Source organism: uncultured Arthrobacter sp. (assembly GCF_947493765.1).
In the GTDB taxonomy this organism is placed as follows: domain Bacteria; phylum Actinomycetota; class Actinomycetes; order Actinomycetales; family Micrococcaceae; genus Arthrobacter_D.
Genome location: NZ_CANLSZ010000005.1, coordinates 48,314 through 71,446, shown reverse-complemented (window position 1 = coordinate 71,446; position 23,133 = coordinate 48,314). Strand labels below are relative to the sequence as shown.

Annotated in this window: 25 protein-coding genes; 9 read left to right on the top strand and 16 right to left on the bottom strand. The window is 68.9% G+C overall.

The window, feature by feature from the left end:
• The first annotated feature begins 88 nt into the window (after positions 1-88).
• The gene (locus Q0747_RS09320; protein ID WP_298253897.1) at positions 89-1,459 is read left to right on the top strand and encodes an MFS transporter; all 1,371 of its coding nucleotides are present in this window, start codon (positions 89-91) and stop codon (positions 1,457-1,459) included.
• 182 nt (positions 1,460-1,641) lie between these two features.
• Here the strand turns inward: Q0747_RS09320 and Q0747_RS09315 are convergent, their stop codons facing one another.
• Complete coding sequence (locus Q0747_RS09315) at positions 1,642-2,307, bottom strand: response regulator transcription factor (protein WP_298253895.1); 666 nt, start codon at positions 2,305-2,307, stop codon at positions 1,642-1,644.
• Complete coding sequence (locus Q0747_RS09310; protein ID WP_298253893.1) at positions 2,289-3,617, bottom strand: sensor histidine kinase; 1,329 nt, start codon at positions 3,615-3,617, stop codon at positions 2,289-2,291. The genes Q0747_RS09315 and Q0747_RS09310 overlap by 19 nt, the downstream gene beginning before the upstream one ends.
• Before the next feature lie 131 nt (positions 3,618-3,748).
• Between Q0747_RS09310 and Q0747_RS09305 the strand changes: the two genes are divergently transcribed.
• On the top strand, positions 3,749-4,645 hold the full coding sequence (locus tag Q0747_RS09305; RefSeq protein ID WP_298253891.1) for an ATP-binding cassette domain-containing protein: 897 nt from the start codon (positions 3,749-3,751) through the stop codon (positions 4,643-4,645).
• Positions 4,642-5,457: an ABC transporter permease gene (locus Q0747_RS09300; RefSeq protein WP_298253889.1), complete on the top strand. Its 816-nt coding sequence runs from the start codon at positions 4,642-4,644 to the stop codon at positions 5,455-5,457. Before Q0747_RS09305 ends, Q0747_RS09300 begins: the two co-directional genes overlap by 4 nt.
• Positions 5,458-5,656: 199 nt before the next feature.
• On the opposite strand, the gene ccsB is transcribed toward Q0747_RS09300, so the two are convergent.
• The 5 genes from ccsB to Q0747_RS09275 form a co-directional block, all read right to left on the bottom strand.
• Positions 5,657-6,691: a c-type cytochrome biogenesis protein CcsB gene (gene ccsB / locus Q0747_RS09295; protein ID WP_298253887.1), complete on the bottom strand. Its 1,035-nt coding sequence runs from the start codon at positions 6,689-6,691 to the stop codon at positions 5,657-5,659.
• The gene (locus Q0747_RS09290; protein WP_298253885.1) at positions 6,691-8,400 is read right to left on the bottom strand and encodes a cytochrome c biogenesis protein ResB; all 1,710 of its coding nucleotides are present in this window, start codon (positions 8,398-8,400) and stop codon (positions 6,691-6,693) included. Before Q0747_RS09290 ends, ccsB begins: the two co-directional genes overlap by 1 nt.
• A gap of 113 nt (positions 8,401-8,513) precedes the next feature.
• Positions 8,514-9,317, bottom strand: a complete 804-nt coding sequence (locus tag Q0747_RS09285) for a cytochrome c biogenesis CcdA family protein (protein WP_298253884.1) — start codon at positions 9,315-9,317, stop codon at positions 8,514-8,516.
• Between the two features lie 12 nt (positions 9,318-9,329).
• Positions 9,330-9,860: a TlpA disulfide reductase family protein gene (locus tag Q0747_RS09280; RefSeq protein ID WP_298254160.1), complete on the bottom strand. Its 531-nt coding sequence runs from the start codon at positions 9,858-9,860 to the stop codon at positions 9,330-9,332.
• A 123-nt stretch (positions 9,861-9,983) separates the two neighbouring features.
• The gene (locus Q0747_RS09275; protein WP_298253882.1) at positions 9,984-10,661 is read right to left on the bottom strand and encodes a histidine phosphatase family protein; all 678 of its coding nucleotides are present in this window, start codon (positions 10,659-10,661) and stop codon (positions 9,984-9,986) included.
• 164 nt (positions 10,662-10,825) lie between these two features.
• On the opposite strand from Q0747_RS09275, the gene Q0747_RS09270 reads away from it, so the two are divergent.
• Entirely contained in the window at positions 10,826-11,383 is a 558-nt protein-coding gene (locus tag Q0747_RS09270; RefSeq protein WP_298253881.1) for a YceI family protein, read from the top strand.
• A gap of 167 nt (positions 11,384-11,550) precedes the next feature.
• Complete coding sequence (locus Q0747_RS09265; protein WP_298253880.1) at positions 11,551-12,216, top strand: hypothetical protein; 666 nt, start codon at positions 11,551-11,553, stop codon at positions 12,214-12,216.
• A gap of 39 nt (positions 12,217-12,255) precedes the next feature.
• Here the strand turns inward: Q0747_RS09265 and Q0747_RS09260 are convergent, their stop codons facing one another.
• Complete coding sequence (locus Q0747_RS09260; protein ID WP_298253878.1) at positions 12,256-12,948, bottom strand: redox-sensing transcriptional repressor Rex; 693 nt, start codon at positions 12,946-12,948, stop codon at positions 12,256-12,258.
• A 150-nt stretch (positions 12,949-13,098) separates the two neighbouring features.
• The gene (locus Q0747_RS09255; protein WP_298253876.1) at positions 13,099-13,362 is read right to left on the bottom strand and encodes a glutaredoxin family protein; all 264 of its coding nucleotides are present in this window, start codon (positions 13,360-13,362) and stop codon (positions 13,099-13,101) included.
• Positions 13,363-13,422: 60 nt separating this feature from the next.
• Here Q0747_RS09255 and Q0747_RS09250 point away from each other — a divergent pair, with 60 nt between their 5' ends.
• On the top strand, positions 13,423-14,235 hold the full coding sequence (locus Q0747_RS09250) for an HAD family phosphatase (protein ID WP_298253874.1): 813 nt from the start codon (positions 13,423-13,425) through the stop codon (positions 14,233-14,235).
• A 137-nt stretch (positions 14,236-14,372) separates the two neighbouring features.
• Here the strand turns inward: Q0747_RS09250 and Q0747_RS09245 are convergent, their stop codons facing one another.
• The 4 genes from Q0747_RS09245 to Q0747_RS09230 form a co-directional block, all read right to left on the bottom strand.
• Complete coding sequence (locus Q0747_RS09245; RefSeq protein WP_003792170.1) at positions 14,373-14,471, bottom strand: 30S ribosomal protein bS22; 99 nt, start codon at positions 14,469-14,471, stop codon at positions 14,373-14,375.
• 175 nt (positions 14,472-14,646) lie between these two features.
• Positions 14,647-14,859 (bottom strand): helix-turn-helix domain-containing protein, encoded by a 213-nt coding sequence (locus tag Q0747_RS09240; RefSeq protein ID WP_298253872.1) that lies wholly within the window; start codon positions 14,857-14,859, stop codon positions 14,647-14,649.
• A 44-nt stretch (positions 14,860-14,903) separates the two neighbouring features.
• Positions 14,904-15,443, bottom strand: coding sequence for a helix-turn-helix transcriptional regulator (locus tag Q0747_RS09235; RefSeq protein ID WP_298253870.1), 540 nt, complete (start codon positions 15,441-15,443; stop codon positions 14,904-14,906).
• A 53-nt stretch (positions 15,444-15,496) separates the two neighbouring features.
• Positions 15,497-16,699, bottom strand: a complete 1,203-nt coding sequence (locus tag Q0747_RS09230; RefSeq protein ID WP_298253868.1) for an acetoin utilization protein AcuC — start codon at positions 16,697-16,699, stop codon at positions 15,497-15,499.
• Positions 16,700-16,833: 134 nt separating this feature from the next.
• On the opposite strand from Q0747_RS09230, the gene Q0747_RS09225 reads away from it, so the two are divergent.
• Genes Q0747_RS09225 through Q0747_RS09215 form a run of 3 tightly spaced genes read left to right on the top strand, consistent with a single transcriptional unit; the run spans position 16,834 to position 20,147 of the window.
• Positions 16,834-18,246, top strand: coding sequence for a TrkH family potassium uptake protein (locus tag Q0747_RS09225; RefSeq protein WP_298253866.1), 1,413 nt, complete (start codon positions 16,834-16,836; stop codon positions 18,244-18,246).
• Entirely contained in the window at positions 18,239-18,907 is a 669-nt protein-coding gene (locus Q0747_RS09220) for a TrkA family potassium uptake protein (protein ID WP_298253864.1), read from the top strand. The genes Q0747_RS09225 and Q0747_RS09220 overlap by 8 nt, the downstream gene beginning before the upstream one ends.
• A 1-nt stretch (position 18,908) precedes the next feature.
• Positions 18,909-20,147, top strand: a complete 1,239-nt coding sequence (locus Q0747_RS09215; protein ID WP_298253863.1) for a glycosyltransferase 87 family protein — start codon at positions 18,909-18,911, stop codon at positions 20,145-20,147.
• On the opposite strand, the gene proC is transcribed toward Q0747_RS09215, so the two are convergent.
• The 3 genes from proC to Q0747_RS09200 form a co-directional block, all read right to left on the bottom strand.
• On the bottom strand, positions 20,113-20,970 hold the full coding sequence (gene proC, locus Q0747_RS09210) for a pyrroline-5-carboxylate reductase (protein WP_298253862.1): 858 nt from the start codon (positions 20,968-20,970) through the stop codon (positions 20,113-20,115). The two genes, Q0747_RS09215 and proC, sit on opposite strands and share 35 nt — an antisense overlap.
• Positions 20,971-21,265: 295 nt before the next feature.
• Entirely contained in the window at positions 21,266-22,066 is an 801-nt protein-coding gene (locus tag Q0747_RS09205; protein ID WP_298253859.1) for a sugar phosphate isomerase/epimerase, read from the bottom strand.
• A 1-nt stretch (position 22,067) separates the two neighbouring features.
• Positions 22,068-23,081, bottom strand: a complete 1,014-nt coding sequence (locus Q0747_RS09200) for a Ppx/GppA family phosphatase (protein ID WP_298253858.1) — start codon at positions 23,079-23,081, stop codon at positions 22,068-22,070.
• Positions 23,082-23,133: the final 52 nt, after the last annotated feature.

The following is a 23,133-nucleotide window of genomic DNA, read 5'->3' as shown; positions in this document are numbered from 1 at the left end:
TAAGAGGTCGTCCCGGGAGAAGGGGTGAACGTGCTCCCGGGACGACCGTCGCTGTATCTACCCGCATTCCGCTGACAAGGAACCTGCCATGGATATCACTCAGCAAGCGCAAGCCACCACCATCACCCAGGTCACTCCGAAGGATGTACGCATCGCGACCTGGATCTGCTTCTTCGCCTGGACCTTCGCGGTCTACGATTTCGTGCTCTTCGGCAATCTCCTCCCGGTCCTCGCCGAGGACTTCGGCTGGACCGGGGCCCAGTCCACCCAGGTCAACACCTGGGTCACCGCTGGAACGGCTCTCGTGGCCTTCGCCATCGGGCCGATCGCGGATCGCATCGGTCGGCGGAAGGGAATCCTCCTGGCGGTGACCGGAGCCGCCGTGGCGTCGGTGCTCACCGCGACGACCGGACTGGTCATAGGCCTGGCGGCGGGTGTGGGCGTCGTCTTTCTGATCCTCGTCCGGTCCCTGGCCGGACTCGGCTACGCGGAGCAGGCCATCAACGCCGCCTATCTGAACGAGATGTTCGCCCACAGCTACACCGATCCGGCGAAGGCACGGCGACGAGGCTTCATCTACTCGCTCGTCCAGTCCGGTTGGCCCATCGGTTCCGTGCTCGCCGCGGCATCCGTCTATCTCCTGTTCCCCATCGGCGGCTGGCCGCTCTGCTTCGTCGTCGCGGCTCTCCCTGCCGTGTTCATCGTCATCGCCGGGCGCTGGCTCAAGGAGAGCCCGCAGTTCACCACGCGGCGCCGGATCGAGGAACTGGTCAAGGCGGACCGTCAGACGGAGGCGAAGGAACTGGCCACGGCGAGTGGGATCGACATGACCAATCAGTCCACCCCGCTGGTGGCGGTGTTCCAGGGCGAGTCGCTGCGCTCCACCCTGGTGATCGGCACCTCGTTCCTGCTGAACTGGATCGGGGTCCTGGCCTTCGCGATCCTCGGCACGTCCCTGCTGACGGCCGTCGACGGCAAGAACATCACCTTCAACAGCGCACTGGCCATCCTGGTCATCTCCAACGCCACGGCCTTCGCGGGGTATCTCTTCCATGGCTGGCTCGGCGACCGGATCGGGCGCCGCAACACGATAGGCATCGCCTGGATCCTCAGCAGCGTGGCCTTCTTCGGAATGCTGCAGGCTCCCGACGGCAACTTCGCCGTCATCGTCGCGCTCTACAGTGCCGGCCTGTTCTTCCTCATCGGACCGTTCTCCGCCCTCCTGTTCTTCACCGGCGAGAGCTTCCCTGTTCACACGAGAGCCACCGGAGGCGCGCTGATCAACGCCTCGGGTCAGGTCGGCGCCATCATTGGTGGCCTCCTCATCACCATGACGCTCTCCTCGGGCGGCACCTGGACGGAAGCCGGCCTCTGGTGGGGCTGCCTGCCCATCCTCGCGTCAGGGTTGCTCGTCTTCGCTGCACGCAAGAGGGACCCCCGCGTCATCCGTACCGGCTGAGAGACCTGGACGTGCGAGCTCCCCTCACGAGGAGCTGGTACCTGTTACGTCCGCTGGATCCACTCGGGGCCCGGTCCCTGTCTTGAGATCATCCAAGACAGGGACCGGGCCCGGTCATCGTTGAGCGAGGTGAGGGTAACCAGATCCGATGCCCCCTCTCACGATCGATAGGCGCTGCTGCCTCAGGCGAGTTCTGCGTCGTGCACGTAGCGGGCGATCTGGACCCTGTTGGTGGCGTCGAGTTTCGCGAAGATGCTTCCCGTGTGTGTCTTGACCGTGGGAATGCTCATGTAGAGGTCCGCAGCGATCTGCGCGTTGGTCAGTCCGCGACCGATCGCCAGGGCCACCTCCTTCTCTCGCTCGGTCAGGCGCGTGAGCCTCTCGACGGCGTGTCTGCGGTGAGTATCGGGGATGCGGGTCACCGTGGCGATGAGCTGTGCGGTCACGCTCGGCGAAAGGATGGGATCGCCTCCGGCCACGCGACGAACGGCCGCCACGAGGTCGGCTGGAGGCGTGTCCTTGAGGAGGAAGCCCGCGGCGCCGTGCCGCAGCGCCGTGAGGACCATGTCGTCGGTATCGAAGGTCGTCAGGACGATCACCCGGGTACGGACGCTGCGATCCTGCAGCGCCCGGGTTGCGGCCAGCCCGTCCATGATGGGCATCCTGATGTCCATGAGCACGACGTCGGGGTCCTTCTGGGCGATCAGCGTCAGGGCTTCACGACCGTCACCGGCCTCACCGACGATCTCGAGGAGCGGATCGCCGCCGAGGATCATGCGCAGTCCCGCCCGCACGAGTGGGTCGTCGTCGACCAACGCCACACGCAAGGTCAGGTCGATGGCAACCATGCTCTCAGCACGAACGCCCCGTCCGGGGCAGGAGTGTGATCCAAGGCGCCACCGGCGAGTTCCGCCCGCTCCCGGAGACCGGTCAGGCCCAGCCCTGCTCCGGGGATGACCGCAGGGGTGGAGGGAATCCCGTTCCTCACCTCGATCTGCAACCGGGAGTCCACACGGTTCAGGCGGATCCGCACCGATTCGCCCGGGGCATGTTTTCGCGCGTTGGTCAGTGCTTCCTGGAGGATGCGGTAGGCGGTGCGCGAGATGGTCTCGGACAGACCCGTCAGCTCCGCCTCGCCGAGCTGCGGCAGTCCTGCGTGGGGTCGTGATGCTTCGGCACCGGACAGAGCTGCGGTCTCGAGCGTGACGGCCGTTCCGGCGTCCTCGGCTGCGGCCAGCAGCGCCGCCACATCGGTGAGTGAGGGCTGGGGTGGTTCTGCCTCGGCGTCGGGGTGGTGTTCGTCGCGCAGGACGCCGAGCACCTGACGCAGTTCGACCAGTGCCAGATGGGCGTTGTCCTGGATGACCCCTGCCGCCTCAGTGGTCTCCCGACTCGTGAGATCGGTCCGGTAGGTCAGCGCTCCGGCATGGAGTGCGACGAGGGAGATGCGATGGGCGAGCACGTCGTGCATCTCCCGGGCGATCCGCGTCCGCTCGGCCTCGCGCGCGGACTCAGCCTTCATCGCCTGCTCGCGTTCGGCGTTCTCCGCCCGCTCCTGGAGGGACGCAAGCAGCTCACGACGTGCCCCGATGTAGAAACCGATGGCCACACAGATGCCGTAGACGGCGATCGCCGTTCCACCCGCTGCCCACCTCGTCCCCGGCTGCACAGCGACTCCCGGGACACTCGGGCGCAGGAGAACCTCGTAGACGATCGTGGCGCCGCACCAGATCAACCCGACGAGAACGACGCCGAGCCAACGTCGACGCGTACTCATCGAGACCCCTGCCACCGCACCTGCGCCGAGCGATGACGCCGAGACGGCCGAGAAGGACACCGTCAGCGCGGCGGTGAGGACCGGCAGGCGGCGGCGCAGAGGGAGAAGGCACAGCGCGAGAACGCCGAGCAGGAGGTCGAGGACCAGCAGTCCGCCGATGGCAGCCTCGGTAGACGGGGGGACGCCGTCCGGCGCCGCTGTCAGATAGTCGGCCGAGACGAGCAGCCACAACAGGAGGCCGACGCCGACCGCCACCAGGTAGCGCCAGATCCGGGACCAGGGCCGGAGCGCCGGCGGTGGTAGATGACCGGAGCGGGTCGCCGTCGTCGAACGGACCGCGTCGGGCTCGACGGGAAGGTCGGCGGTGGGCTGGACTGTCACACCTTCCAGTGTAGGTAGCACCTACACGGCGAACCTCGGCCCTTCGGCTCTCCTGCCTCCTACCAAAGTCTGAGCCACTCCATACCCGCGCCCGATCCGCAGCCATCGGGACCGGTAGAACCATGGGACTCATGATCACAGCAGAGCACCTCACCAAACGTTACGGTTCCAGGACCGTTGTCGACGACATCTCATTCACGGCCCATCCAGGTCGCGTCACCGGCTTCCTGGGCCCGAACGGAGCCGGTAAATCCACCACGATGCGCCTCGTGTGCGCTCTGTCCACTGCGACTGCGGGAGAGTGCCTGGTGCTCGGGCGGCCGTTCCAGGAACTGGTCAATCCCGGCCGTCACGTGGGCGTCCTCCTGGACGCGAGCGCCCAGCACGCGGGCCGCACCGGACACGAGACCCTCGCTCTTTCGGCGCGGGTGATGGGTCTGCCCAGGCGCCACGTGCAGCAGGTTCTCGACCGGGTGGGACTTAGTCGGCAGGAGGCGGACGCGCGTACCCGGACCTACTCGCTGGGCATGCGACAGCGCCTCGGGCTCGCGCACGCGCTGCTCGGTGATCCGGACGTGCTGATCCTCGACGAGCCCGCCAATGGACTCGATCCGGCCGGGATCAGATGGATGCGCGGACTGGTCCGTGACTTCGCCGACGCCGGTGGCACCGTCCTGCTCTCGTCGCACCTACTCCTCGAGGTGGAGGCCGTGGCGGATGACCTCGTGATCATCGGCGCCGGTCGTATCCTTGCTCAGGGCCCGGCCGCCGAACTTCTCGCCACCGGCGGAACCCGGGTACACAGCCTCGACGACGGTGCCCTGACGCTTGCCCTGATCGAAGCCGGTCACGACGCCAGACGTGACCCGGAGGGCTTGTCCACCACCGCTTCGACCGAGGACGTCGGTCGGCTGGCGCTGAAGGCCGCCGTCGTCCTCACCGATCTTCAGCCGGCGCCCAGGGCCGGGCTCGAAGAGTTGTTCTTCACCACTACCGCCCAGCACGGGCGAGAGGAGATTCCCGCATGAGCTCCCTGAGTGTTCCCGCCGCCGCCGCCGGGGCTTCGGCCACGAGGCAAGCACGACTCGGCCCCGACACGGCGAGGGCGATCCCCTTCGGACGGCTCTGCCGGGTGGAATTACGCAAGCAACTCGATACCCGCGCCGGTGCCTGGCTCCTCGGGATCATCGCCCTCGTCAATGTCGGGCTGATCGCGCTCCTGCTCTTCACCGCAGAACCGGCCGGTCTCACCTGGTCGGAACTGACCTCGGCTGCCACCCTCGGCCAGATGTTCCTGTTGCCCCTCATCGGCATCATGGCCGCGACCAGCGAGTGGTCCCAGCGGACGGCGCTGACCACCTTCGCCCTGGAACCACGACGTATCCGCGTGAATCTCGCAAAGGTGGTGGCTGCCGCCTCCCTCGGACTGGCTGTCATGGTGGTGGCGCTCGCCGCTGGAGCGGTATCCAACATCGTGGGAGTGGTGTGGCGTGATGGCGATGGATCCTGGACCATGGACTGGCCCGTGCTGACCGGGATGATCCTCGCCCTGCTCCTGCTGGTGGCGCAGGGAGTGGCCTTCGGCCTGGCATTTCTCAGCACCCCGGTCGCGATCGTCGCGTACCTCCTGCTGCCCACCGTGTGGTCCGTCCTCACCCTCTTCGTCGACTCACTCCGGGAGCCGGCCGAATGGCTCGACATCAACCTCACCCTGCTTCCTCTCATGGCGGGAGAGATGACCACCAGCGGGTGGGCCCAGCTGGCGGTATCGATCGCCGTGTGGGTGGGACTTCCGCTCGCTTTCGGTCTCTGGCGCACGGCGCGCCGGGACATCTCGTGAACAACAGATCTGAAGGCACGGGTGTCCCTTCAGAACTCCTGACCGAGGCGTAGGCAAGTCCCCGGCGTGCTGTTCTGCGTCAGCGGGCAATCCGTCATCTAGCGAAGCGGGGCTGGGAGCCGAGCCGTACATGACAGCGCCCTCGATCCGACGTGACGGTCGGAACGACGGCGCTGTGCCGGGGCCGGACCGTGCCGGACTAGACCCCGGCGTAGCTGTGCAGCCCGGAGAAGTAGATGTTGACGATGGTGAAGTTGAAGACGATGCACAGGTAGCCGACGATCGACAGCCACGCGGCGCGCGTCCCCGTCCAGCCCCGTGTGGCGCGGGCATGCAGGTAGCCGGCATAGACGGTCCAGATCACGAAGGACCAGACCTCCTTGGTGTCCCAGCCCCAGTAGCGGCCCCAAGCCTGCTCGGCCCAGATGGCGCCGGCCATGACCGTGAAGGTCCAGCCCACGAACGCGATGGCATTGAGCCGGTAGGAGAGATTCTCGAGGCTCAGCGCGGAGGGCACGAGACGCAGGAACTTCGCGGTGTCGGCCTTGCCCGCCAGCAGCTTGGCCTCGCGCGAGGTCTGCAGCAACTGCAGCACCGACATCGCGAAGGTGATGGTGAAGATCGCCGAGGACGCCACCGCGATGGACACGTGCACGATCAGCCAGTAGCTCTGCAGTGCCGGGATCAGCCGCGACACCGGAGTGGGGAAGCCGACGGTCGCGGCACACAGCATGACGACCACGAGCCCCACCACGAAGGACCCGACGAACCGCAGATCCTTGCGCGTGAGGGTGATGAGGAAGATGACCGACACCAGCAGGGCGCCGGTGGTGCAGAACTCGTACATGTTGCCCCACGGCACGCGGTGCGCCGCGAAAGCCCTGCTGACCACCGCCGCGCCGTGGATGACGGCGGCCAGCACGGTCAGGGCGACGGCGATGCGGGCGGTTCCGCGCCTGGCGCCGGAACCGTAGTCCATGGAATCGTCGGCCGTGACCGGGGCCGGGCGTGCCTCGGCGACCGTCGACCCTCCCCCACCGGCGCCCACGCTGGCGAGGGACCGCGTGGAGGCCGCCTGCTCGCTCGCGAGGCGCGCCTCGACGGCGTTGATGGTGGTGCTCGACCTCACGAGATCGAGCACGAAGAAGATGAACGCCACCACGTAGGCGATGGAGGCGAGCAACATCAGCAGCTCGCTGGCCTGTCCGAGCTCGGCATTGACTGGTTGTGGCATCAGTTGTCCTTCGTAGTGTTCTGCGACTGCCCCGTGCCGGCGGCCGACGACGCGGCCTCCTGCACCCTGTATTCCCCCGTCGTGACCTCGGGGACCGACCAGCGATCCTCGAGCAGCTTCCGTACCATCAGCCCCTCGTCCTGGAGCCGGTGGTCCTCCCCGCGCGCCAGCAGCCCGTACTCGGCGACGAGACCGCCGTCGTCGTGCCCGGTGATCCTGACCCAGAGCCTGCGCCGCGCGATGAACAGGGACGCGGCGAGGCCGAACAGCGCCAGCATCGCGAAGACGAAGGCTCCGACCTTCGCGGGATCGTGATGGATGTCCAGCGCGATGTAGCGCTTGAGTCCGTCGAAGGTGATGGAGCCCTTGCCCTCGGGAAGATCGTACGTCTGACCGACCGACAGCACGATCCCGCCGTCGTCGTTGTTCCGGCTGTTCAGCTCGGTGAGCTCCTCCGTGTCGAGCACGTAGACGTTCTCGGGCGTGCCGTCGTCGAGCCCCAGGTCTCCGTAGTACGAGTTCAGGTTCAGCTGGGGGTTGAACGGATCCGGGTCCCGCGAGAACGAGACGCCCTCCTCGTCGACGAACGCCGTGGGGAGGAAGAATCCCACGAAACCGAGCTGGTCGGGCTGTGCGTCGGGGGCCTTGATGACGATCAGCGAGGTGTAGAGCCCGTCCGAGGGCACCGCCACCACCGGGCCCTCCGAGGCGATGTTGCCCTCGGCGTCCCGCACCGTCACCACGGGAGCGTAGCCGTTGCCCACCAGGTACACGTTCGTCCCCCCGATGGAGACCGGCGCGTTGACCTTGAGGACCTGCTGCTCCTCCTCGGCGCCCGGGCCGTCCTGCGTGGTGAGATTCGCGGTGAAGTCCAGCGGCTGCCCGTAGTTGCTCTCCTGCTCGCGATCGAAGCGCACGTCGAAGGCGTCGAGGCGGATCGAGTAGGGCTCGAGCCGATCGTCGGAGAAGTTGGATCCCGGACTGAAGCTGTCGTACCCGATCAGGGTGTTCACGAAGGTGTCACCCTCCACCACGACCTTCTGGCCCGTGTACCCGAAGAGTCCGCCGATGGCGACCGCGACGAGGACCCCCATCAGCGAGATGTGGAAGACGAGGTTGCCGAACTCCTTCGCGAGTCCGCGCTCGGCTCCCACCGATGGCTGGGCCGTCCCGTCGTCGCGGACGTCCACGCGGTAGCCGCGCTTCCTCAGCACGGCGGCGGCCTGCCGGGCGGCGGACGACGGCGTGAGGCCCACCGCCCGTGCTTCCTCGGCCGGTACCTCCACCGTGCCGTGCACCGGCAACCGGGAGAGCCGCTTCGGCGTGCGCGGCGGGGTGGAGCGGACGGCCCTGTAATGGGCCCGTGCCCTCGGCACCACGCATCCGATGAGGGAGATGAACAGCAGGAGGTAGATGGCGGAGAACCACACCGACGAGTAGACGTCGAAGAGCTGGAACCAGTCCAGCACGGGCCCGGTGTCGGGGTGGTCCTGGAGATACTGCGTGACGACGGCGGGATTCGCCGGGCGCTGCGGGAACAACGATCCGGGCACGGCCCCGACCGCGAGCAGCAGGAGCAGGAAGAGCGCCGTGCGCATACTGGTGAGCTGGGTCCACGCCCAGCGCAGCGAGCCGACCACCCCGAGCTCCGGGACGACGACGTCGCCCCGTGCGCCCGACGCGGCCCGCGCATCCGTGTCCTGCTTCACTGTGCCCTTCCCCTGCCGCCCTGTGCCTGTGCCCGTGCCTGTGCCCGTACCTGTGCCTGTGCCTGTGCCTGTGCCTGTGCCTGTGCCTGTGCCTGTGCGATCGTCCGGCCGGCTCATATCGGCAGCACCACACCGCTGATCAGCGCATCCTGCAGTCGGGTGATCCAGAAGTTCCAGACACCGGTGACCATGAGCACACCCACGAGGATCAGGAGCCCGCCGCCGGCCCGCTGCAGCAGCCGCCGGTGCCTGCGGAAGAACGCCAGCGCTCCCATGCCCCGCTGCACGCCGAGGGCGATCAGCAGGAACGGCACCCCGAGCCCCACGCAGTAGGCGAAGGTCAGCACCGCGCCCTTGAGCGCCGTGGCGTCGTTGCCCGAGACGGCGAGCAACTGGACAGCGCCGAGGGTGGGTCCGATGCAGGGAGCCCACCCCAACCCGAACGTGAGTCCGAGCAGGGGTGCTCCCAGCAGCCCGGCGGGGATCCTCGCGTGGATCCTGCTCTCCCGCTGGAACCAGGAGAACCCTCCCATGAAGACGACACCGAGCAGGATCACGACGACGCCGAAGACCTGGATGAGCCACCCCTGCGAGACGCGCAGGAACGCGCCGAGCTGCCCGAACAGCGTGCCGTAGGCCATGAACACCACTGAGAAGCCCAGCACGAACAGACCGATCCCCGCGATCATCCGCCCCTTGCGCTGCTTCTCGAGATCGATGCCGGTCAGGCCGGTGACGTACCCGAGATATCCCGGGACCAGCGGCAGCACGCACGGTGAGACGAAGGAGACGAGGCCCGCGAGTAGGGCGACCGGGAGCGCGAGGAGCATCGATCCGTTGAGGACGGCGTCGGCGAAGGCGTTCCCCGCGACGAGGGGAACGAGCAGTGCCGCCGGACCCGCCAGGACCCCGGTCATGGGCAGGGCACGCTACAGCACATCGCTGATCAGGGCATCGAGTGTGCTGCGGTCCGCGAGCCCGAGGATGCGCGCCGCAACCCGTCCCTCACGGTCGAGCACGATGGTGGTGGGGACGGCCTGGGGCGGTACGTACTGCGTCATGTCGAGCAGCACTCCTCCGTCCGTGTCGTCGAAGCTCTCGTACGGTATGTCGAAGCTGCGCTCGAACGCTTCGGCGGTGGCCTGCTCGTCCCTGATGTTGACCCCGTAGAAGACGGCGCCCTGGGGCGCATACTCCTCGTGCAGCGCCACGAGATCCGGGGCCTCCTCGCGGCACGGGGCGCAGGAGGCGTACCAGAAGTTCAGGACCGTGACCTGGTCGTCCCAGTCGGCGCTGGAGACCGTCGTCCCGTCGAACAGGGTTCCGGTGACCTCCACGGGCTCGCCCCGCTCCGACGCGGCGTACTCGGTCACCGAACCGTCACCGGCGATGTAGTTCTTGCCGTCCCCGGCTGCGGCCTGCCGTGCGAGCGGGTCGTCGGCGGCACAGGACGTCGCCATCAGGGTGACGGGCACGAGGAACGCCAGGAGCAGCGCCAGCCTGGACGGGCGTGCACGGTTCGCGGAGCGGACGATTGCGGTCACGGCTTCTTCCGTTGATTTCTACGACGTGTAGTAATTCTATTACGCGCCGGGGACATTCGCCGCACCGGGCAGCAGGTGGGCGGACGGCTCCGCGTAGCGCACGCGCTGCACGGTGTCGCCGTCGAAGTCGAACGAGGTGACGGAGGTGAGTGTGCATTCCCGCTGGCGAGGATCGTGCCAGAGCCTGCGCCGCTCGGCCGCGAGCCGCGTGACCCAGATGGGAAGCTGATGGCTGACGATGATCGCCTCCGCCGGACGACCGTCCTCCGGCGCTCCGGCGACGTCGAGCGCCCGACGACGGGCATCGCCCACGGCAGCCATCACACGCTCGACCTGCTCGTGGTAGGGCTCGCCCCAGGACGGTCGGAACGGATTGACCAGGAGCGGCCAGTACCGTGGCTGGCGGAGACGGCTCTTGATCTTCGACATCCCCTCGAAGCGGTTCTCCGCCTCGATAACGCGCTCGTCGGTCGTGAGCTCCAGACCCAGCGCAGCGGCGATGGGCCGAGCCGTCTCCTGTGCACGGACCAGGGGTGAGGCCACCAGGTGGACGATCCTCGCTCCGTCGTCCTGCCGCTGCTCGAAGTACCCCGCGACCTGACGGGCCATGCGCTGGCCGAGCTCGGAGAGGTGGAACTCCGGGAGCCGCCCGTAGAGGACCCCCTCCGGGTTGTAGACCTCACCGTGGCGCACCAGATGGACGGTTGATCGCTGCATGCCGTCCAGTTTCCCGCATGCCCGGGCGCATCGGCCAATCCGCCCACGGGTAAGTGACATCCGGGCCGATCGGAGGGCTATGCTGGCGGACGGAATAAAACATGCAAACGCATGCTTCTACACATCGCAAGCAATCGACACCACGACCCCCCAAGGAGATCATCATGGCAATCCCCTCAGGCCTCACCACCGGCACCTGGTCCTTCGACCCCTCGCACAGCGAGGTCGGCTTCAGCGTCCGCCACGCAGGGATCAGCAAGGTCCGCGGCACCTTCACGGATGTGGACGCCTCCCTCACCGTCGGCTCCACCCTCGAGGACTCGACCATCATCGCGACGATCAAGACCGCGTCCTTCACCTCGGGCGACGAGAACCGGGACGCCCACGTCAAGGGCGCCGACTTCTTCGACGTCGAGCAGTTCCCCGAGATGACCTTCATCTCCACCTCGCACGAGGGCACCGGGGAGACCTACTCCATCACCGGCAACCTGACCATCCGCGGCATCACCAAGTCCGTGGTCCTCGACGCCGAGTTCAACGGCGTGGCCGTGGACCCCTTCGGTGCCACGCGCGCCGGCATCTCCGCCTCGACCACCATCTCCCGCAAGGAGTTCGGCCTGACCTGGAACGCAGCCCTCGAGGCCGGCGGTGTGCTGGTGGGCGACAAGGTGACCATCACCATCGACGCCGCCTTCGTGGCCCCCGCCGTCGAATCGGTCTAGTCCCACCCCGTCCGCCCGACCGGCCGGTGTCCGCCCACGGGACACCGGCCGTCGGCGTAGAGCTTTCAGCGCGACCACGAACTACGCTGGCAGGGACAGGATCCGCTGCAGGGACGTCCATGGGGGCACCGGGTGGGTCGGAGCACACCACGACGGAGGACGCCGCAATGAGTACGCCACAGGACAATCCCGGCACCGGGCGGGACGGACAGCTCCCGGACCAGGGCGCAGCACAGGACTGGACCGCACCGGGCACCACCGGAGCAGGCCGGTCCGACCAGCAGGACCGGCGCACGGGGCAACCGGAGTACGGACACCAGGGGACGCAGCCCTCGGGCTATGCCTACCCCACCTCGGCGGTCGACCCCGCCCCCACTGACAAGGGCCCGGTACCCAAAGAGGTCATGCGGGCCTACTACCTGATCCTCGCCGCCGGTGTCGTGTATCTCCTGAGCGCGATCCTCTCGGCGCTGACGACCGAGGTGCCCGATGTCGCGGGAGCCTCCCTCGGCGTCGCGCTCGGCCTGGTGTTCGCGGTGATCATGGCCGCCGTCTACGTTCTCCTGGCCGTCTTCATCCGGAAGGGCCGGAACTGGGCACGGATCACCGCGACGGTTCTCGCCGCGCTGAACGTCGTGTTCTCGCTCGGCAGTCTCCTGCTCCTGCCGATGGCCAACGAGTTCGCCGAGGCCAACGGCCAGCAGGTCGCCGACACCTCGGCACTTCCGACGATCCTCGGGCTGATCGTGATGCTGCTCGGCGTGATCGGCGTGATCATGACCTACCTGAAGCCCGCGCGGCCCTACTTCGTGCAACCGAAGCCCGGGTACTGAGTGCCGTAGCGCAGCTCGTCGCAGGCCCCCGGTGGGGCCTCACCGGGCGCGGGAGATCGGACCGAGGTCCGGCTCCTGCGCCCGCTGTGCGTGATAGGCCAGGATCTGCAGCTCCGTGGACATGTCCACCTTGCGCACCTGGACATGGTCCGGCACCTGCAGCACCACCGGTGCGAAGCTGAGGATGCTCGAGATGCCGGCGTCCACGAGCCGGTCGCACATCTCCTGCGCCACGGCCGTGGGCACACAGAGCACCGCGATGTTGGTCCTCGTGCGCTCGAGGACGGCCTCGAGCTCGTCGACCGCACTGACACGCAGATAGCCGACCTCGGTGTCGACCACGAGCTGGTCGGCGTCGACGAGCGCCACGATGCCGAATCCGCGTGAGACGAAGCCCGGGTATCCGGCGAGCGCCCGCCCCAGATTGCCCACACCGATGATCGCCACCCGCCAGTCGAGCGTCAGGCCCAGGGCCGAGGAGATCTGCCGGGTCAGGAACTGCACGTCGTAGCCCACCCCGCGAGTTCCGTAGGATCCGAGGTGGGACAGGTCCTTGCGCAGCATCGGCGAATTCACTCCCGCGGCGTCGGCGAGCTCGTCGGAGGAGACCCGCTCGGTCCCGTCCGCGATGAGTGAGTTCAGGGCGCGCAGATAGATGGTGAGGCGTGCCACCGAGGCGGGCGGTATGCGGCGCGCCGGATCTCCGGCGTGCAGCCCTGGGATGTCAGGCATGGTCACTGTCGTCGCTCCGTTGCTTGCGCCGCCCGTTCCACGGGATCAGCGGTTCCGGGGTCCCCTGCCGGGGCGGAAGTATCCTCACTTTATGTCGCCGCGGCGGGCCCACCAAGCCGGACCCCGCCGCCGCCCGGTCCCGGTCCGGCCTCAGGACCGTGCGAGCAACCTGCGCAGTCTCGTCTCGTCGATGGCCCAGAAATCTCGTTGGACACCGCCGATGAACAGCACCGGGAGCTCCTCGGCGAATCGCGCACCGAGGTCCGGGGCGTCGACCACCGAGAGCTCCCGCCAGGTGAGCCCGAGGTCCGCCGTCACCCGGGCCACCACCGCCCTGGCGTCCTCGCAGAGGTGGCACTCGGGACGCGTGAGGAGGACGACGCCGGAATCCGGCCCGGCAGTGGGTTCTTCCATCCCTCGAGGGTACTGCGGCCCTCCGGCGCAGAAGGGAGTGGGACGAACTAGGATCGGAACATGCCGGACGCCATCCGGGGCCCGGAGCCCCTCCCAGAGCCTCCGGGGCCGAGGAAGGGCGAAGCGGCCTTCTTCGATGTGGACAACACCCTCATGCGGGGGGCGAGCCTGTTCCATGTCGCGCGGAAGATGTACCAGCGCAGGGCCTTCACCCTGCGCTTCGCCGCCGGGCTGGCCTGGAAGCAGCTGCGATTCATCATGCGAGGCGAGACCCTGACGGACGTCAACTCGGTGCGCGACGCCGCTCTCGCCTTCGCCATCGGCATAGCGCACGAGGACATCCTGGCCCTCGGCGAGGAGGTCTACGACGAGATGATCGCGTCGAAGATCTGGCCGGGAGCACGCGCCCTCGCCGAGCAGCACCTGTCCTCCCGGCGGCAGGTCTGGCTCGTCACCGGCAGCCCGGTGGAGGTGGCCGGGGTCATCTCGAGCCGACTCGGCCTGACCGGCGCCCTGGGTACCGTGGGCGAGGTAGCCGACGGTCTCTACACGGGTCGCCTCGTGGGCGACTTCCTGCACGGACCCGCCAAGGCAGCCGCCGTGCTCGATCTCGCGGAGCGGGAGAACCTCGATCTCGACCGCTGCTGGGCGTACAGCGACTCCTACAACGACCTGCCGCTGCTGACGCTCGTGGGACACCCGGTGGCCATCAACCCGGACTCCCGGCTCCGACGTCATGCGCGGTCGAACAACTGGCCGGTCTACCATTTCCGCAGCGGTCGCCGGGCGGCCACCCTCGGGTTGCGCGCCGCGACGGTCGCGGGGACCGTCTACGGCCTCTGGCGCGGCTTCGCACGTTTCCGCAGCAGCTGACCACCCCCCGCAGCAGTCGATCGTGCGGACGGACACCCTCCGGCGCGTCACCCGGGAACGACGACGGCCCGGCTCCAGCGTCTCGAGGACGGGATCCGGGCCGGTCGGCCTGCTCCGGCCCGGGGCCGGATGCTCGACTACTTCTTGTTGCGGCGCTGGTGACGCGTCTTGCGAAGCAGTTTGCGGTGCTTCTTCTTCGCCATACGCTTGCGGCGCTTCTTGATGACTGAACCCATAGAGTCCTCACAGACTTGGTGGTTGCGAGCGCTGATCGTCCGACTCGGGGACCAGCGCTGATCTTGACGGCGCGTACCTGGTGGCAGTTGCCCGGATGACACGGAGGAGGGTCGTGACCCACCCGAAACGCTCCTCTACAGGGTACATCCGTTTGCGGGACGCCCCGGACCGGCGTCAGGCGCTCTCGCTCCGCCCGTCCACCCGCGCCCTGCGCACGAAGTCCTCGACCGCGGACTCCGGGACACGGTAGGACCGGCCGAACTGCACGGCCGGCAGCTCCCCCGCGTGCACCAGCCTGTACACCGTCATCTTCGAGACGCGCATCATGCCGGCCACTTCCGCGACCGTCAGGAACTGCACCTCCGAGAGGTTCTTCCTGTCCGCCATGTCATCCTTCCTTCGTCTGGAGCTCCGTGGTCCCTGGGCAACACCTAGGCGGACGTATCGCGTCGACGCCGCAGGTGCGCCAGGAGATCGGCTGCACGGCCCGCGGCCCGGCCCACGGTCCATCCGGGCTGAGGACGACCGACCTCCGGCAGGTGCCGTTCGTCCGGGACGGCAAGTACGGCACCGGAGAGTGCCCGCTCCGCTGCCGTGCCCTCGGACGGGATCCCGCCGACGGGGACGGAGACCGGATCAGGTGGCGAACCTGCATCGGACAGCGACGCCGCACCGACGACCGGTTCGGCAGGTGTTCCCTCGCCGGCGCCCGAGGCGCCGAGGGAACTGAGCCAGCTCCCCACCCGGCCGAGCGGGGCGCGTTCCAGGGAGTAGTAGCGCTTCTGGCCCTGCGCCCTCATGGTCACGAGCCCGGCTTCCCGGAGCACCTTCAGGTGCTTCGAGACGGTAGGCTGGCTGACCTGCAGGTCGACCACGAGCTCGCCCACCGCTTTGTCGCCGTCCTGCAGATTCTCGAGGATCTGCCTGCGTGTGCGCTCCGCTATGACGGCGAAGACATCGTCGAATCCCATGCCTTCACCCTAGCGATATATACGGCGGAAGGCATCTTCCGCCGTCGGTGGTGTCAGTCGAACCAGGGATCGAGTCCGTGGAGGGGGAAGACCGCCTTGCGGGTGGCCATCACGGTGCGGTCCAGGTCGTCGTTCGGGTCGTAGCCGATCTCCCAGGAGCGCCACCAGATGTCGGCACCGTCGCCGAACAGGGCCGGTGCATCGATGCCGTGGCGCTCGCGCACGTAGTCGCGCCACGCCGCGGGCACCGCCGTCGTGGGCGAGATTCGGGCCCCCGCTGCCACCCCGACCAGGAGCGTCCACGCGCGGGGCACCACCGTCGCCAGGGCGTAACCGCCGCCACCGGTGGCGATCCAGCGCCCCTCGCACAGGCGATCGGCCAGCTCCCGCACACCGACCATCAGGGCGTGCTGCGCGTCGACGCTGAGCCGGAGATTGGTCAGCGGATCCTCGCGATGCGAGTCGCAGCCGTGCTGGCTCACGATCACCTCGGGTGCGAAGGCCTCGGCGAGCTGCGGGACGACGGCGTGGAACGCGCGCAGGAACGCGGCGTCCCCGGCGACGGTGGGCAGTGCGACGTTCACGGCGTAGCCCTCCGCTCCCGGCCCGCCCAGTTCGCTGCAGAACCCGGTCCCCGGGAACAGGCTCATGCCCGTCTCGTGCAGGGAGATGGTCATGACGCGGGGATCGTCCCAGAAGATGCTCTGGGTGCCGTCCCCGTGGTGCGCGTCCACGTCCACGTACAGGACCCGCTGCACACCGCGGTCGAGCAGGCGCTGGATCGAGGCGGCGGCGTCGTTGTAGACGCAGAAGCCGCTGGCGCGCGAGCGGGCGGCGTGATGCATGCCGCCGCCGAAGTTGACGGCCCGGACGGCCGTGCCCTGCAGGATCGACTCGGCGGCGCCGAGGGAGCCTCCCGCGAGGCGCGCGCTGGCCTCATGCATGCCCGCGAACGCGGGGGTGTCCTCGGTCCCCAGGCCGTGGGCGGCATCGGACCGGTCGGGATTGCCGCTGATGCTCCGGACGGCCCCGATGTACTCGGCGCTGTGCACCGTGGCGAGGTCCTCGTCGGTGGCCACGGAGGGGGCACCGACGCTCACGCCCTCGAGATCGAGCAGTCCGCTCTCGCGTGCGAGCCGGGCCGTCAGGTGCAGCCGCTCGGGGTTCATGGGGTGCTGTCCGCCGAAGTCGTAGGCCAGCATCGACTCGTCCCAGACGACGTGGACGGGGACCGCTGGTCTCGGGTGCGTGGACATCACTGCAAGGCTACGCGACGATGGTTGCCCGGACGACGTGCCGCGATGAGATGCTTTAGTACTGCAAGGGCAACTCGGGAAGATACGGTACCGCTTCAGCGGCAGGACCGGCAGACGGTGTGGAGCGGGCGTCAATGGCAAGTCAACAGCCACGGTGGCTGAGGGACGATCGACACGGATACCTCAGGATCCTGGGCGCCATCCGCGATTTCGCCGACTCCTTCGCCAACAGTTCGCCCGCCCGCCTGGCCCTGATGATCTTCAGCGCCGTGATCCTGGTGTTCACCGCCCTGCTCAGCCTGCCGATGGCAGCGAGCAGCGGGACGGCCACGCCCCTGCACGACGCGCTGTTCACCGCCGTCTCCGCGGTCTGCGTCACCGGACTGACCGTGGTCTCCACCGCGGCGCACTGGTCCTTCTTCGGGCAGTTCGTGATCCTGCTCGGCATCTTCATCGGCGGGCTGGGCACCCTGACCCTCGCCTCCCTGCTCGCCCTGATCGTCAGCAGGCGCCTCGGGGTCCGCGGGAAGCTGCTGGCCCAGGCGGCCCTGAACAACGCGAGCCGCCTCGGGGAGATCGGCACGCTGCTGCGGATCGTCATCACCACCTCGGTGATCATCGAGATCGTCCTCGCCCTCGTGCTGGTCCCGCGCTTCCTGATCCTCGGCGAACCCTGGTGGGAAGCCCTCTGGCACGGCATCTTCTATGCCATCTCGGCCTTCAACAACGCGGGCTTCACACCCCACACGGACGGGCTCGTGCCGTACGAGACGGACCTGTGGATCCTGACCCCGCTCATGGTGGGGGTGTTCCTGGGCAGTCTCGGGTTCCCCGTGATCATGGTCCTCGTCCAGGTCCGGCACCGCTTCCGCAAGTGGACGCTGCACGCGAAACTCACGGTGTCCGTCTCGCTGATCCTGCTCGTGGCCGGTTCCATCGCCTGGGCGCTGCTGGAATGGGAGAACACCAGTACGATCGGCGAACTGAACGGCGCGGACAAGACGATCCACGCCGTCTTCGCCTCGGTCATGATGCGCTCGGGCGGCTTCAACCTGGTGGACCAGAACGCCATGAGCCCCACGACGATGCTCCTGACGGACGCGCTGATGTTCGCCGGTGGTGGCTCCGCCTCCACCGCAGGGGGTATCAAGGTCACCACCATCGCCGTCATGTTCCTGGCCATCGTGGCGGAGGCACGCGGTGATTCGGAGGTTCGGGCCTGGGGGCGTAGCATCCCGCAGGGGGCCATGCGCGTGGCCATCTCCGTGATCTTCATGGGCGCCACCCTGGTGCTGGTCGGCTGCGGCCTCCTGCTGGCCATGACGGACGAGCCCCTCGACAAGGTGGTCTTCGAGGTCATCTCCGCCTTCGCGACGTGCGGGCTGAGCACCAACCTCAGCGCGGAACTCCCGCCGCAGGGCAAGTACGTCCTCTCGGCCCTGATGTTCGCAGGTCGCATGGGTACCATCACCCTCGCCTCGGCGCTGGCGCTGAGGCAACGCAGCACGCTGTACCGCTACCCCGACGAGAGGCCGATCATTGGCTGAAAGACCAGCACACAACGCACCCGTCCTCGTGATCGGTCTCGGCCGCTTCGGCGCGGCGACCGCGCAGCAACTGGTCCGGCAGGGGCGCGAGGTCCTGGCGATCGAGCGGGACCCGCAGCTGGTCCAGAAGTTCTCCAGCCTGCTCACCCACGTGGTGGAGGCCGACGCCACCAATATCGATGCCCTCCGGCAGCTCGGGGCGCAGGAGTTCTCCGCCGCCGTCGTCGGCGTGGGGACCTCGATCGAGTCCAGCGTCCTCATCACCGCCAATCTCGTGGATCTCGGCATCGCCCATCTCTGGGTCAAGGCCATCACGCCCTCCCACGGGAAGATCCTCAAGCGCATCGGCGCCAACCACGTCATCTACCCGGAGGCCGATGCCGGCCAGCGTGCGGCGCACCTCGTGGGCGGCCGCATGCTCGACTTCATCGAGTTCGACGACGGCTTCGCGATCGTGAAGATGTATCCGCCGAAGGAGACCCAGGGCTTCACCCTCGCCGAGTCGTCCGTGCGCTCGAAGTACGGTGTCACGGTGGTGGGGGTGAAGTCCCCGGGGGAGGACTTCACCTACGCGCGTCCGGACACCAAGGTCTCGGGGCGGGACATGCTGATCGTCTCCGGCCACGTGGACCTGCTCGAGCGCTTCGCCGGCCGCCCCTAGGATGCCCGCACGCCCGGCGCGCCGCTCGGGGCGCGCAACCGTCCTCCCGCCCGGGTGGGCGGCAGTCGGCCTCGTGGCCGCACTGGCCGCCGTCGTGCTCGCCGCCCGCATCCACGGCCTGGATCTGGCCGTGTACCGCCAGGGCGCGCTCGCGCTGCTCGGCCAGGCGGACGGCAAGAGCCTCTACGACGACGCACTGGTCCGCACCGATACGCGCGGGCTGCCCTTCACCTATCCCCCCTTCGCCGCCGTCCTCCTCGTCCCGCTGGCACTGCTCCCCGGCACGGCGGCGCTGGTCCTCCTCACGGCCCTGTCCCTGGTGTGCCTCGTGGGGGTCGCCGCCGTCGTCGTGCGCTACCTGGGCGCCGTGGACGGGCCGGCCCGGCCGGTGTGGCGGAGGCCTGCGCTCGTGCTCGCCGTGCTGCTGATCGGGATCAGCGGGCCCTGGCGCGAGGGGCTGGGCTTCGGCCAGGTCAACGCGCTGCTCATGGTCCTGGTCCTGGCCGATCTGCTCCGCTCCACGCGGCTGCCCTCCGGCGTCCTCACCGGCATCGCCGCGGGCATCAAACTGACACCGCTGGCCTTCGGGCTGGTGTTCCTCGCCCGTCGGGACTGGCGGTCGCTGGCCTGGATGACCGCGTCCTTCGCGGGCACCGTGATCGTGGGGTGGGCCCTCGCGCCACGGGAGTCCGCGGCGTTCTGGCTCGACGCCCTCTTCGACGCCTCGCGCGTGGGCGTCACGGCGGATCTCTACAATGTGTCGCTGAACTCGATCATCGCCCAGTCCGGGCTCGCCGAGACCCTGCAGCGCCCGGTCTGGGTGGCGGCCGCCCTGCTCGTCATCGGCGTCGGCTGTGCCGCGATCCGGCGGGCGGACGACGACGACGACCCGGTGCGTGCCATCTCCGCCAACGCCGTCGTGATGCTCGCGATCTCCCCCATCTCGTGGTTCCACCACTGGGTGTGGATCGCCCTGATCCTCCCGGCCGGCCTGCTCCACGCCCGCCGGCTCGCCGGAATGCCGCGCGTGGTGGGCCTGTCCCTGCTGGCCGCGCTGGTCCCGGTGATGATGTTCTCCTCGATCACGGTGACGCTGACCCTCACCGGGGAGGTCTCGGGCGAGGGCCCCCTGGCGCTGCGGCTGTTCACGACCCTCGGGGTGATCCTCCCGGTGGCCCTGCTGGCGCTGTGGGCCCTGCGTCCCGTCAGCTCGCCGACGGCCCTGCCAGCTCCCGCGTGATCTCCGCCGCGCGCGCCGTCGCCGCGCGGGCGCCGTCGGTGATGATGCCCTTCAGACCGCGCTCCTCGAAGGTCTCGATGGCGCTCTGCGTGGTTCCGTTCGGGCTCGTCACGGCCTTCCGGAGTGCTGCGGCATCGGCGTCCGGCTCGGCGAGCATGAACCCCGCGCCCGCCACCGTCTCGCCGGCGATCTGCGCGGACAGCTCCGGAGCCAGCCCGAGCTCCACTCCCGCTGCCGCCATGGCCTCCGCCAGGTAGAAGGCGTAGGCGGGGCCGGAGCCGCTGACCGCCGAGAGCGCATCCACCTGCTCCTCGGGGATCTCGACGACGGTACCCGCGGGCTCGAGCAGGGCGCGGGCCCGCTCCATGGTCTCGGGGCCGGCGGAGGAACCGGCGGAGATGGACAGCACTCCCCTGCCGAGGCGTGACGGCGTGTTGGGCATCGAGCGGACGACGGGCTGGCCGTCCGGCAGCGCCTCCTCGATCATCGCGATGGTGACGGCGGCTGCGACGCTGAGAACCACGGCGGAGGGAGGGAGTGCGGCGGCGATCTCGCGGGCCAGCGCGACGACGCCCACCGGCTTGACCCCGAGGACGACGACGTCGACGGCGCGCACGGCAGCGACGTTCGCGCCGTCGTCCTCGCCGGTCGCCAGGGCCCGCACGCCGTGGCGCTCCTGAAGTTCACGGGCACGTTCGGCGCGGCGGACCGTCGCGGTGACCTGTGCGGGGTCCAGCCCCGCCGCGAGGAGCCCCGCCAGGATGGACTCGTTCATGGATCCGCAGCCCAGGAAGGCGATGCGTGGGGAGGAGGTCGTCGTCATGCTGCCCATCCTGCCACGCGGCCTTCCCAGCGTGCTCCCAGCCGGCACGCGGGTCAGGCACATGTGCGGCACCTACAGTCGAATCACCCCATAAGGGTGCGAGTGATAGCGCCGGACCTTCCTGATCCGGCAGGCGTCGGTGACAGCAGCGGATCCCCCCAACCCCTGCCGGCCACCGGCGCCACTCCCGTTTAACAGAGCCCTGCTTCTTGACAGAGCCCTGCTTCGACGAAGCCCTCCGGTCGCTGTCGGCCCGCTGCACGGGCCCGGGCACCGACGGACCATGGGCTCCCGGTCAGTGCCGCAGGTGCGTGCGCGCGAAGGCGAGGGTCTCGGCCAGCCAGTCCTCCCGCTCCCCCGCACCCCGGGCGCGCCGGGTGCTCACCTCGACCGCCACGACGCCGTCCCAGGCCGACGTCGCGAGGTGGTCCAGGGCCTCCGCGCAGCGCTGCTGGCCCTGGCCCGGCAGCAGGTGCTCGTCCTTGCCGTTGGGTGTGCCGTCCGTCAGGTGCACGTGGGCGAGCCTGCTGCCCAGCCCGCGGATCTCCTCGTAGGAGTCCATGCCGGCGATGGCCGCGTGGGAGAAGTCCCAGGTGATCCGCTCGTAGGGCTCCGGGACCGGGTTCCAGTGCGGCAGGTAGGCCTTCGCCTCCCGGCCGCGGACCTTCCACGGATACATGTTCTCCACGGCGATGTCGACGCCGTACTCGTCGGCCACACGGGCGATGCCCGCGCCGAACTCCTCCGCATAGCCCGTCTGCCAGCGGAACGGCGGGTGTGTCACCACGGTCTTCGCCCCGACCTCCACCGCCATCGCGGCCGAGAGTTCGATCTTGGTCCACGCCTTCCCCCAGACCTGCTGGGTCAGCAGCAGCGTGGGAGCGTGGATCGCCAGGATCGGCATCTCGTACCGGTCGCTGAGCACGTTGAGCTGGTCCGGGTCCTGGCTCACCGAGTTGTTGGTGACCATGACCTCCACACCGTCGTAGCCCAGGTCCTGGGCCAGCGCGAAGGCGTCGTGGACGGCGAGGGGATAGACCGAGGCGCTCGAGAGAGCGACCGGGATCGCGGGCGCACCTCCGTCCGTGCCGGCCACGTCAGACCCCCTCGTGGACGGACGGGCGACGGACGGAGTCGAGCTCGGCGTGACCGAGTCGCGCACCCGGGAGGGGCTCGACGGCGTCGAACATCTTCGCGTCGAACCTGCGCAGCAGCACTCCCTCACGCAGCGCCCACGGGCAGATCTCGACCGAGGGCACCTCGAAGAGTTCGAGCGCGCACTCGGCGACGAGCGCCCCGGCGAGCACCTGGGGTGCGCGCAGTTCGGACACGCCGTCGAGCTCCGCGCGGTCCGCGCTGGTCATCGCGGCCAGGCGCCTGGCCCACAGCGTGAGATCCACGTGCCGCAGTTCCCGGCGGACGAACGGGCCGGCGGCCGACGGCGCCGCGCCGGCCATCCGCGCCAGGGAGCGGAAGGTCTTGGAACTCGCGGTCACCAGGTGGGGGGCGCCGAGGTGGGCGAACTGCGGCACGCACTCGCCCAGCACGGCCCGGATGTGCCGGCGGAGCGCGTTGACCTGCTTCGCCGACGGGGGGTCGCCCCGGAGCCACTCGCGCGTGAGCCTGCCCGCGCCCAGCGGCACCGAGAGGGCCACCTCCGGGAGCTCGTTGACCCCCATGGCCATCTCGAACGAACCGCCGCCGATGTCGAAGTTGAGGATCGAGTCCGAGGCCCAGCCGTACCAGCGGCGGACCGCCTGGAAGGTCACGGCCGCCTCCTGGTCACCGGAGAGCTCCTGGAGGTCGACGCCGGTCTCCTCACGCACGCGCGTCAGGACCTCGCTGCCGTTGGCCGATTCGCGGATGGCCGAGGTGCAGAACGCGAGGAAGTCCTCCGCCCGGTGCCGGGTGGCGAACTCGCGGGCCTCCTGGACGAAGCCGATCAGCTCGTCCTGGCCGGCGCGCGAGATGCTGCCGTCGCCCTCGAGATACGCCACCAGCTGCAGGGGCTTCTTGTGGGACGCGAAGGGCAGCGGCCGCCCGCCGGGGTGGGCGTCGACGAGCAGCAGATGGACCGTGTTCGACCCGATGTCCAGCACACCTAGACGCATGGTTCCCGCTCTTCCGGCTCAGTTCCCGCTCGTGTTCGTCTTCCCCGTGCCT

What these genes read in the sequence shown, in the direction of transcription:
- Q0747_RS09300 (WP_298253889.1), top strand. Translation starts at nt 4,642, where the DNA reads ATGAGCTCCCTGAGTGTTCCCGCCGCCGCCGCCGGGGCTTCGGCCACG.
- Q0747_RS09255 (WP_298253876.1), bottom strand. Translation starts at nt 13,362, where the DNA reads ATGGAAGAACCCACTGCCGGGCCGGATTCCGGCGTCGTCCTCCTCACG.
- ccsB (WP_298253887.1), bottom strand. Translation starts at nt 6,691, where the DNA reads ATGCCACAACCAGTCAATGCCGAGCTCGGACAGGCCAGCGAGCTGCTG.
- Q0747_RS09250 (WP_298253874.1), top strand. Translation starts at nt 13,423, where the DNA reads ATGCCGGACGCCATCCGGGGCCCGGAGCCCCTCCCAGAGCCTCCGGGG.
- Q0747_RS09225 (WP_298253866.1), top strand. Translation starts at nt 16,834, where the DNA reads ATGGCAAGTCAACAGCCACGGTGGCTGAGGGACGATCGACACGGATAC.
- Q0747_RS09305 (WP_298253891.1), top strand. Translation starts at nt 3,749, where the DNA reads ATGATCACAGCAGAGCACCTCACCAAACGTTACGGTTCCAGGACCGTT.
- Q0747_RS09200 (WP_298253858.1), bottom strand. Translation starts at nt 23,081, where the DNA reads ATGCGTCTAGGTGTGCTGGACATCGGGTCGAACACGGTCCATCTGCTG.
- Q0747_RS09260 (WP_298253878.1), bottom strand. Translation starts at nt 12,948, where the DNA reads ATGCCTGACATCCCAGGGCTGCACGCCGGAGATCCGGCGCGCCGCATA.
- proC (WP_298253862.1), bottom strand. Translation starts at nt 20,970, where the DNA reads ATGACGACGACCTCCTCCCCACGCATCGCCTTCCTGGGCTGCGGATCC.
- Q0747_RS09235 (WP_298253870.1), bottom strand. Translation starts at nt 15,443, where the DNA reads ATGGGATTCGACGATGTCTTCGCCGTCATAGCGGAGCGCACACGCAGG.
- Q0747_RS09275 (WP_298253882.1), bottom strand. Translation starts at nt 10,661, where the DNA reads ATGCAGCGATCAACCGTCCATCTGGTGCGCCACGGTGAGGTCTACAAC.
- Q0747_RS09240 (WP_298253872.1), bottom strand. Translation starts at nt 14,859, where the DNA reads ATGGCGGACAGGAAGAACCTCTCGGAGGTGCAGTTCCTGACGGTCGCG.
- Q0747_RS09320 (WP_298253897.1), top strand. Translation starts at nt 89, where the DNA reads ATGGATATCACTCAGCAAGCGCAAGCCACCACCATCACCCAGGTCACT.
- Q0747_RS09270 (WP_298253881.1), top strand. Translation starts at nt 10,826, where the DNA reads ATGGCAATCCCCTCAGGCCTCACCACCGGCACCTGGTCCTTCGACCCC.
- Q0747_RS09265 (WP_298253880.1), top strand. Translation starts at nt 11,551, where the DNA reads ATGAGTACGCCACAGGACAATCCCGGCACCGGGCGGGACGGACAGCTC.
- Q0747_RS09245 (WP_003792170.1), bottom strand. Translation starts at nt 14,471, where the DNA reads ATGGGTTCAGTCATCAAGAAGCGCCGCAAGCGTATGGCGAAGAAGAAG.
- Q0747_RS09280 (WP_298254160.1), bottom strand. Translation starts at nt 9,860, where the DNA reads ATGGCGACGTCCTGTGCCGCCGACGACCCGCTCGCACGGCAGGCCGCA.
- Q0747_RS09285 (WP_298253884.1), bottom strand. Translation starts at nt 9,317, where the DNA reads ATGACCGGGGTCCTGGCGGGTCCGGCGGCACTGCTCGTTCCCCTCGTC.
- Q0747_RS09230 (WP_298253868.1), bottom strand. Translation starts at nt 16,699, where the DNA reads ATGTCCACGCACCCGAGACCAGCGGTCCCCGTCCACGTCGTCTGGGAC.
- Q0747_RS09215 (WP_298253863.1), top strand. Translation starts at nt 18,909, where the DNA reads ATGCCCGCACGCCCGGCGCGCCGCTCGGGGCGCGCAACCGTCCTCCCG.
- Q0747_RS09315 (WP_298253895.1), bottom strand. Translation starts at nt 2,307, where the DNA reads ATGGTTGCCATCGACCTGACCTTGCGTGTGGCGTTGGTCGACGACGAC.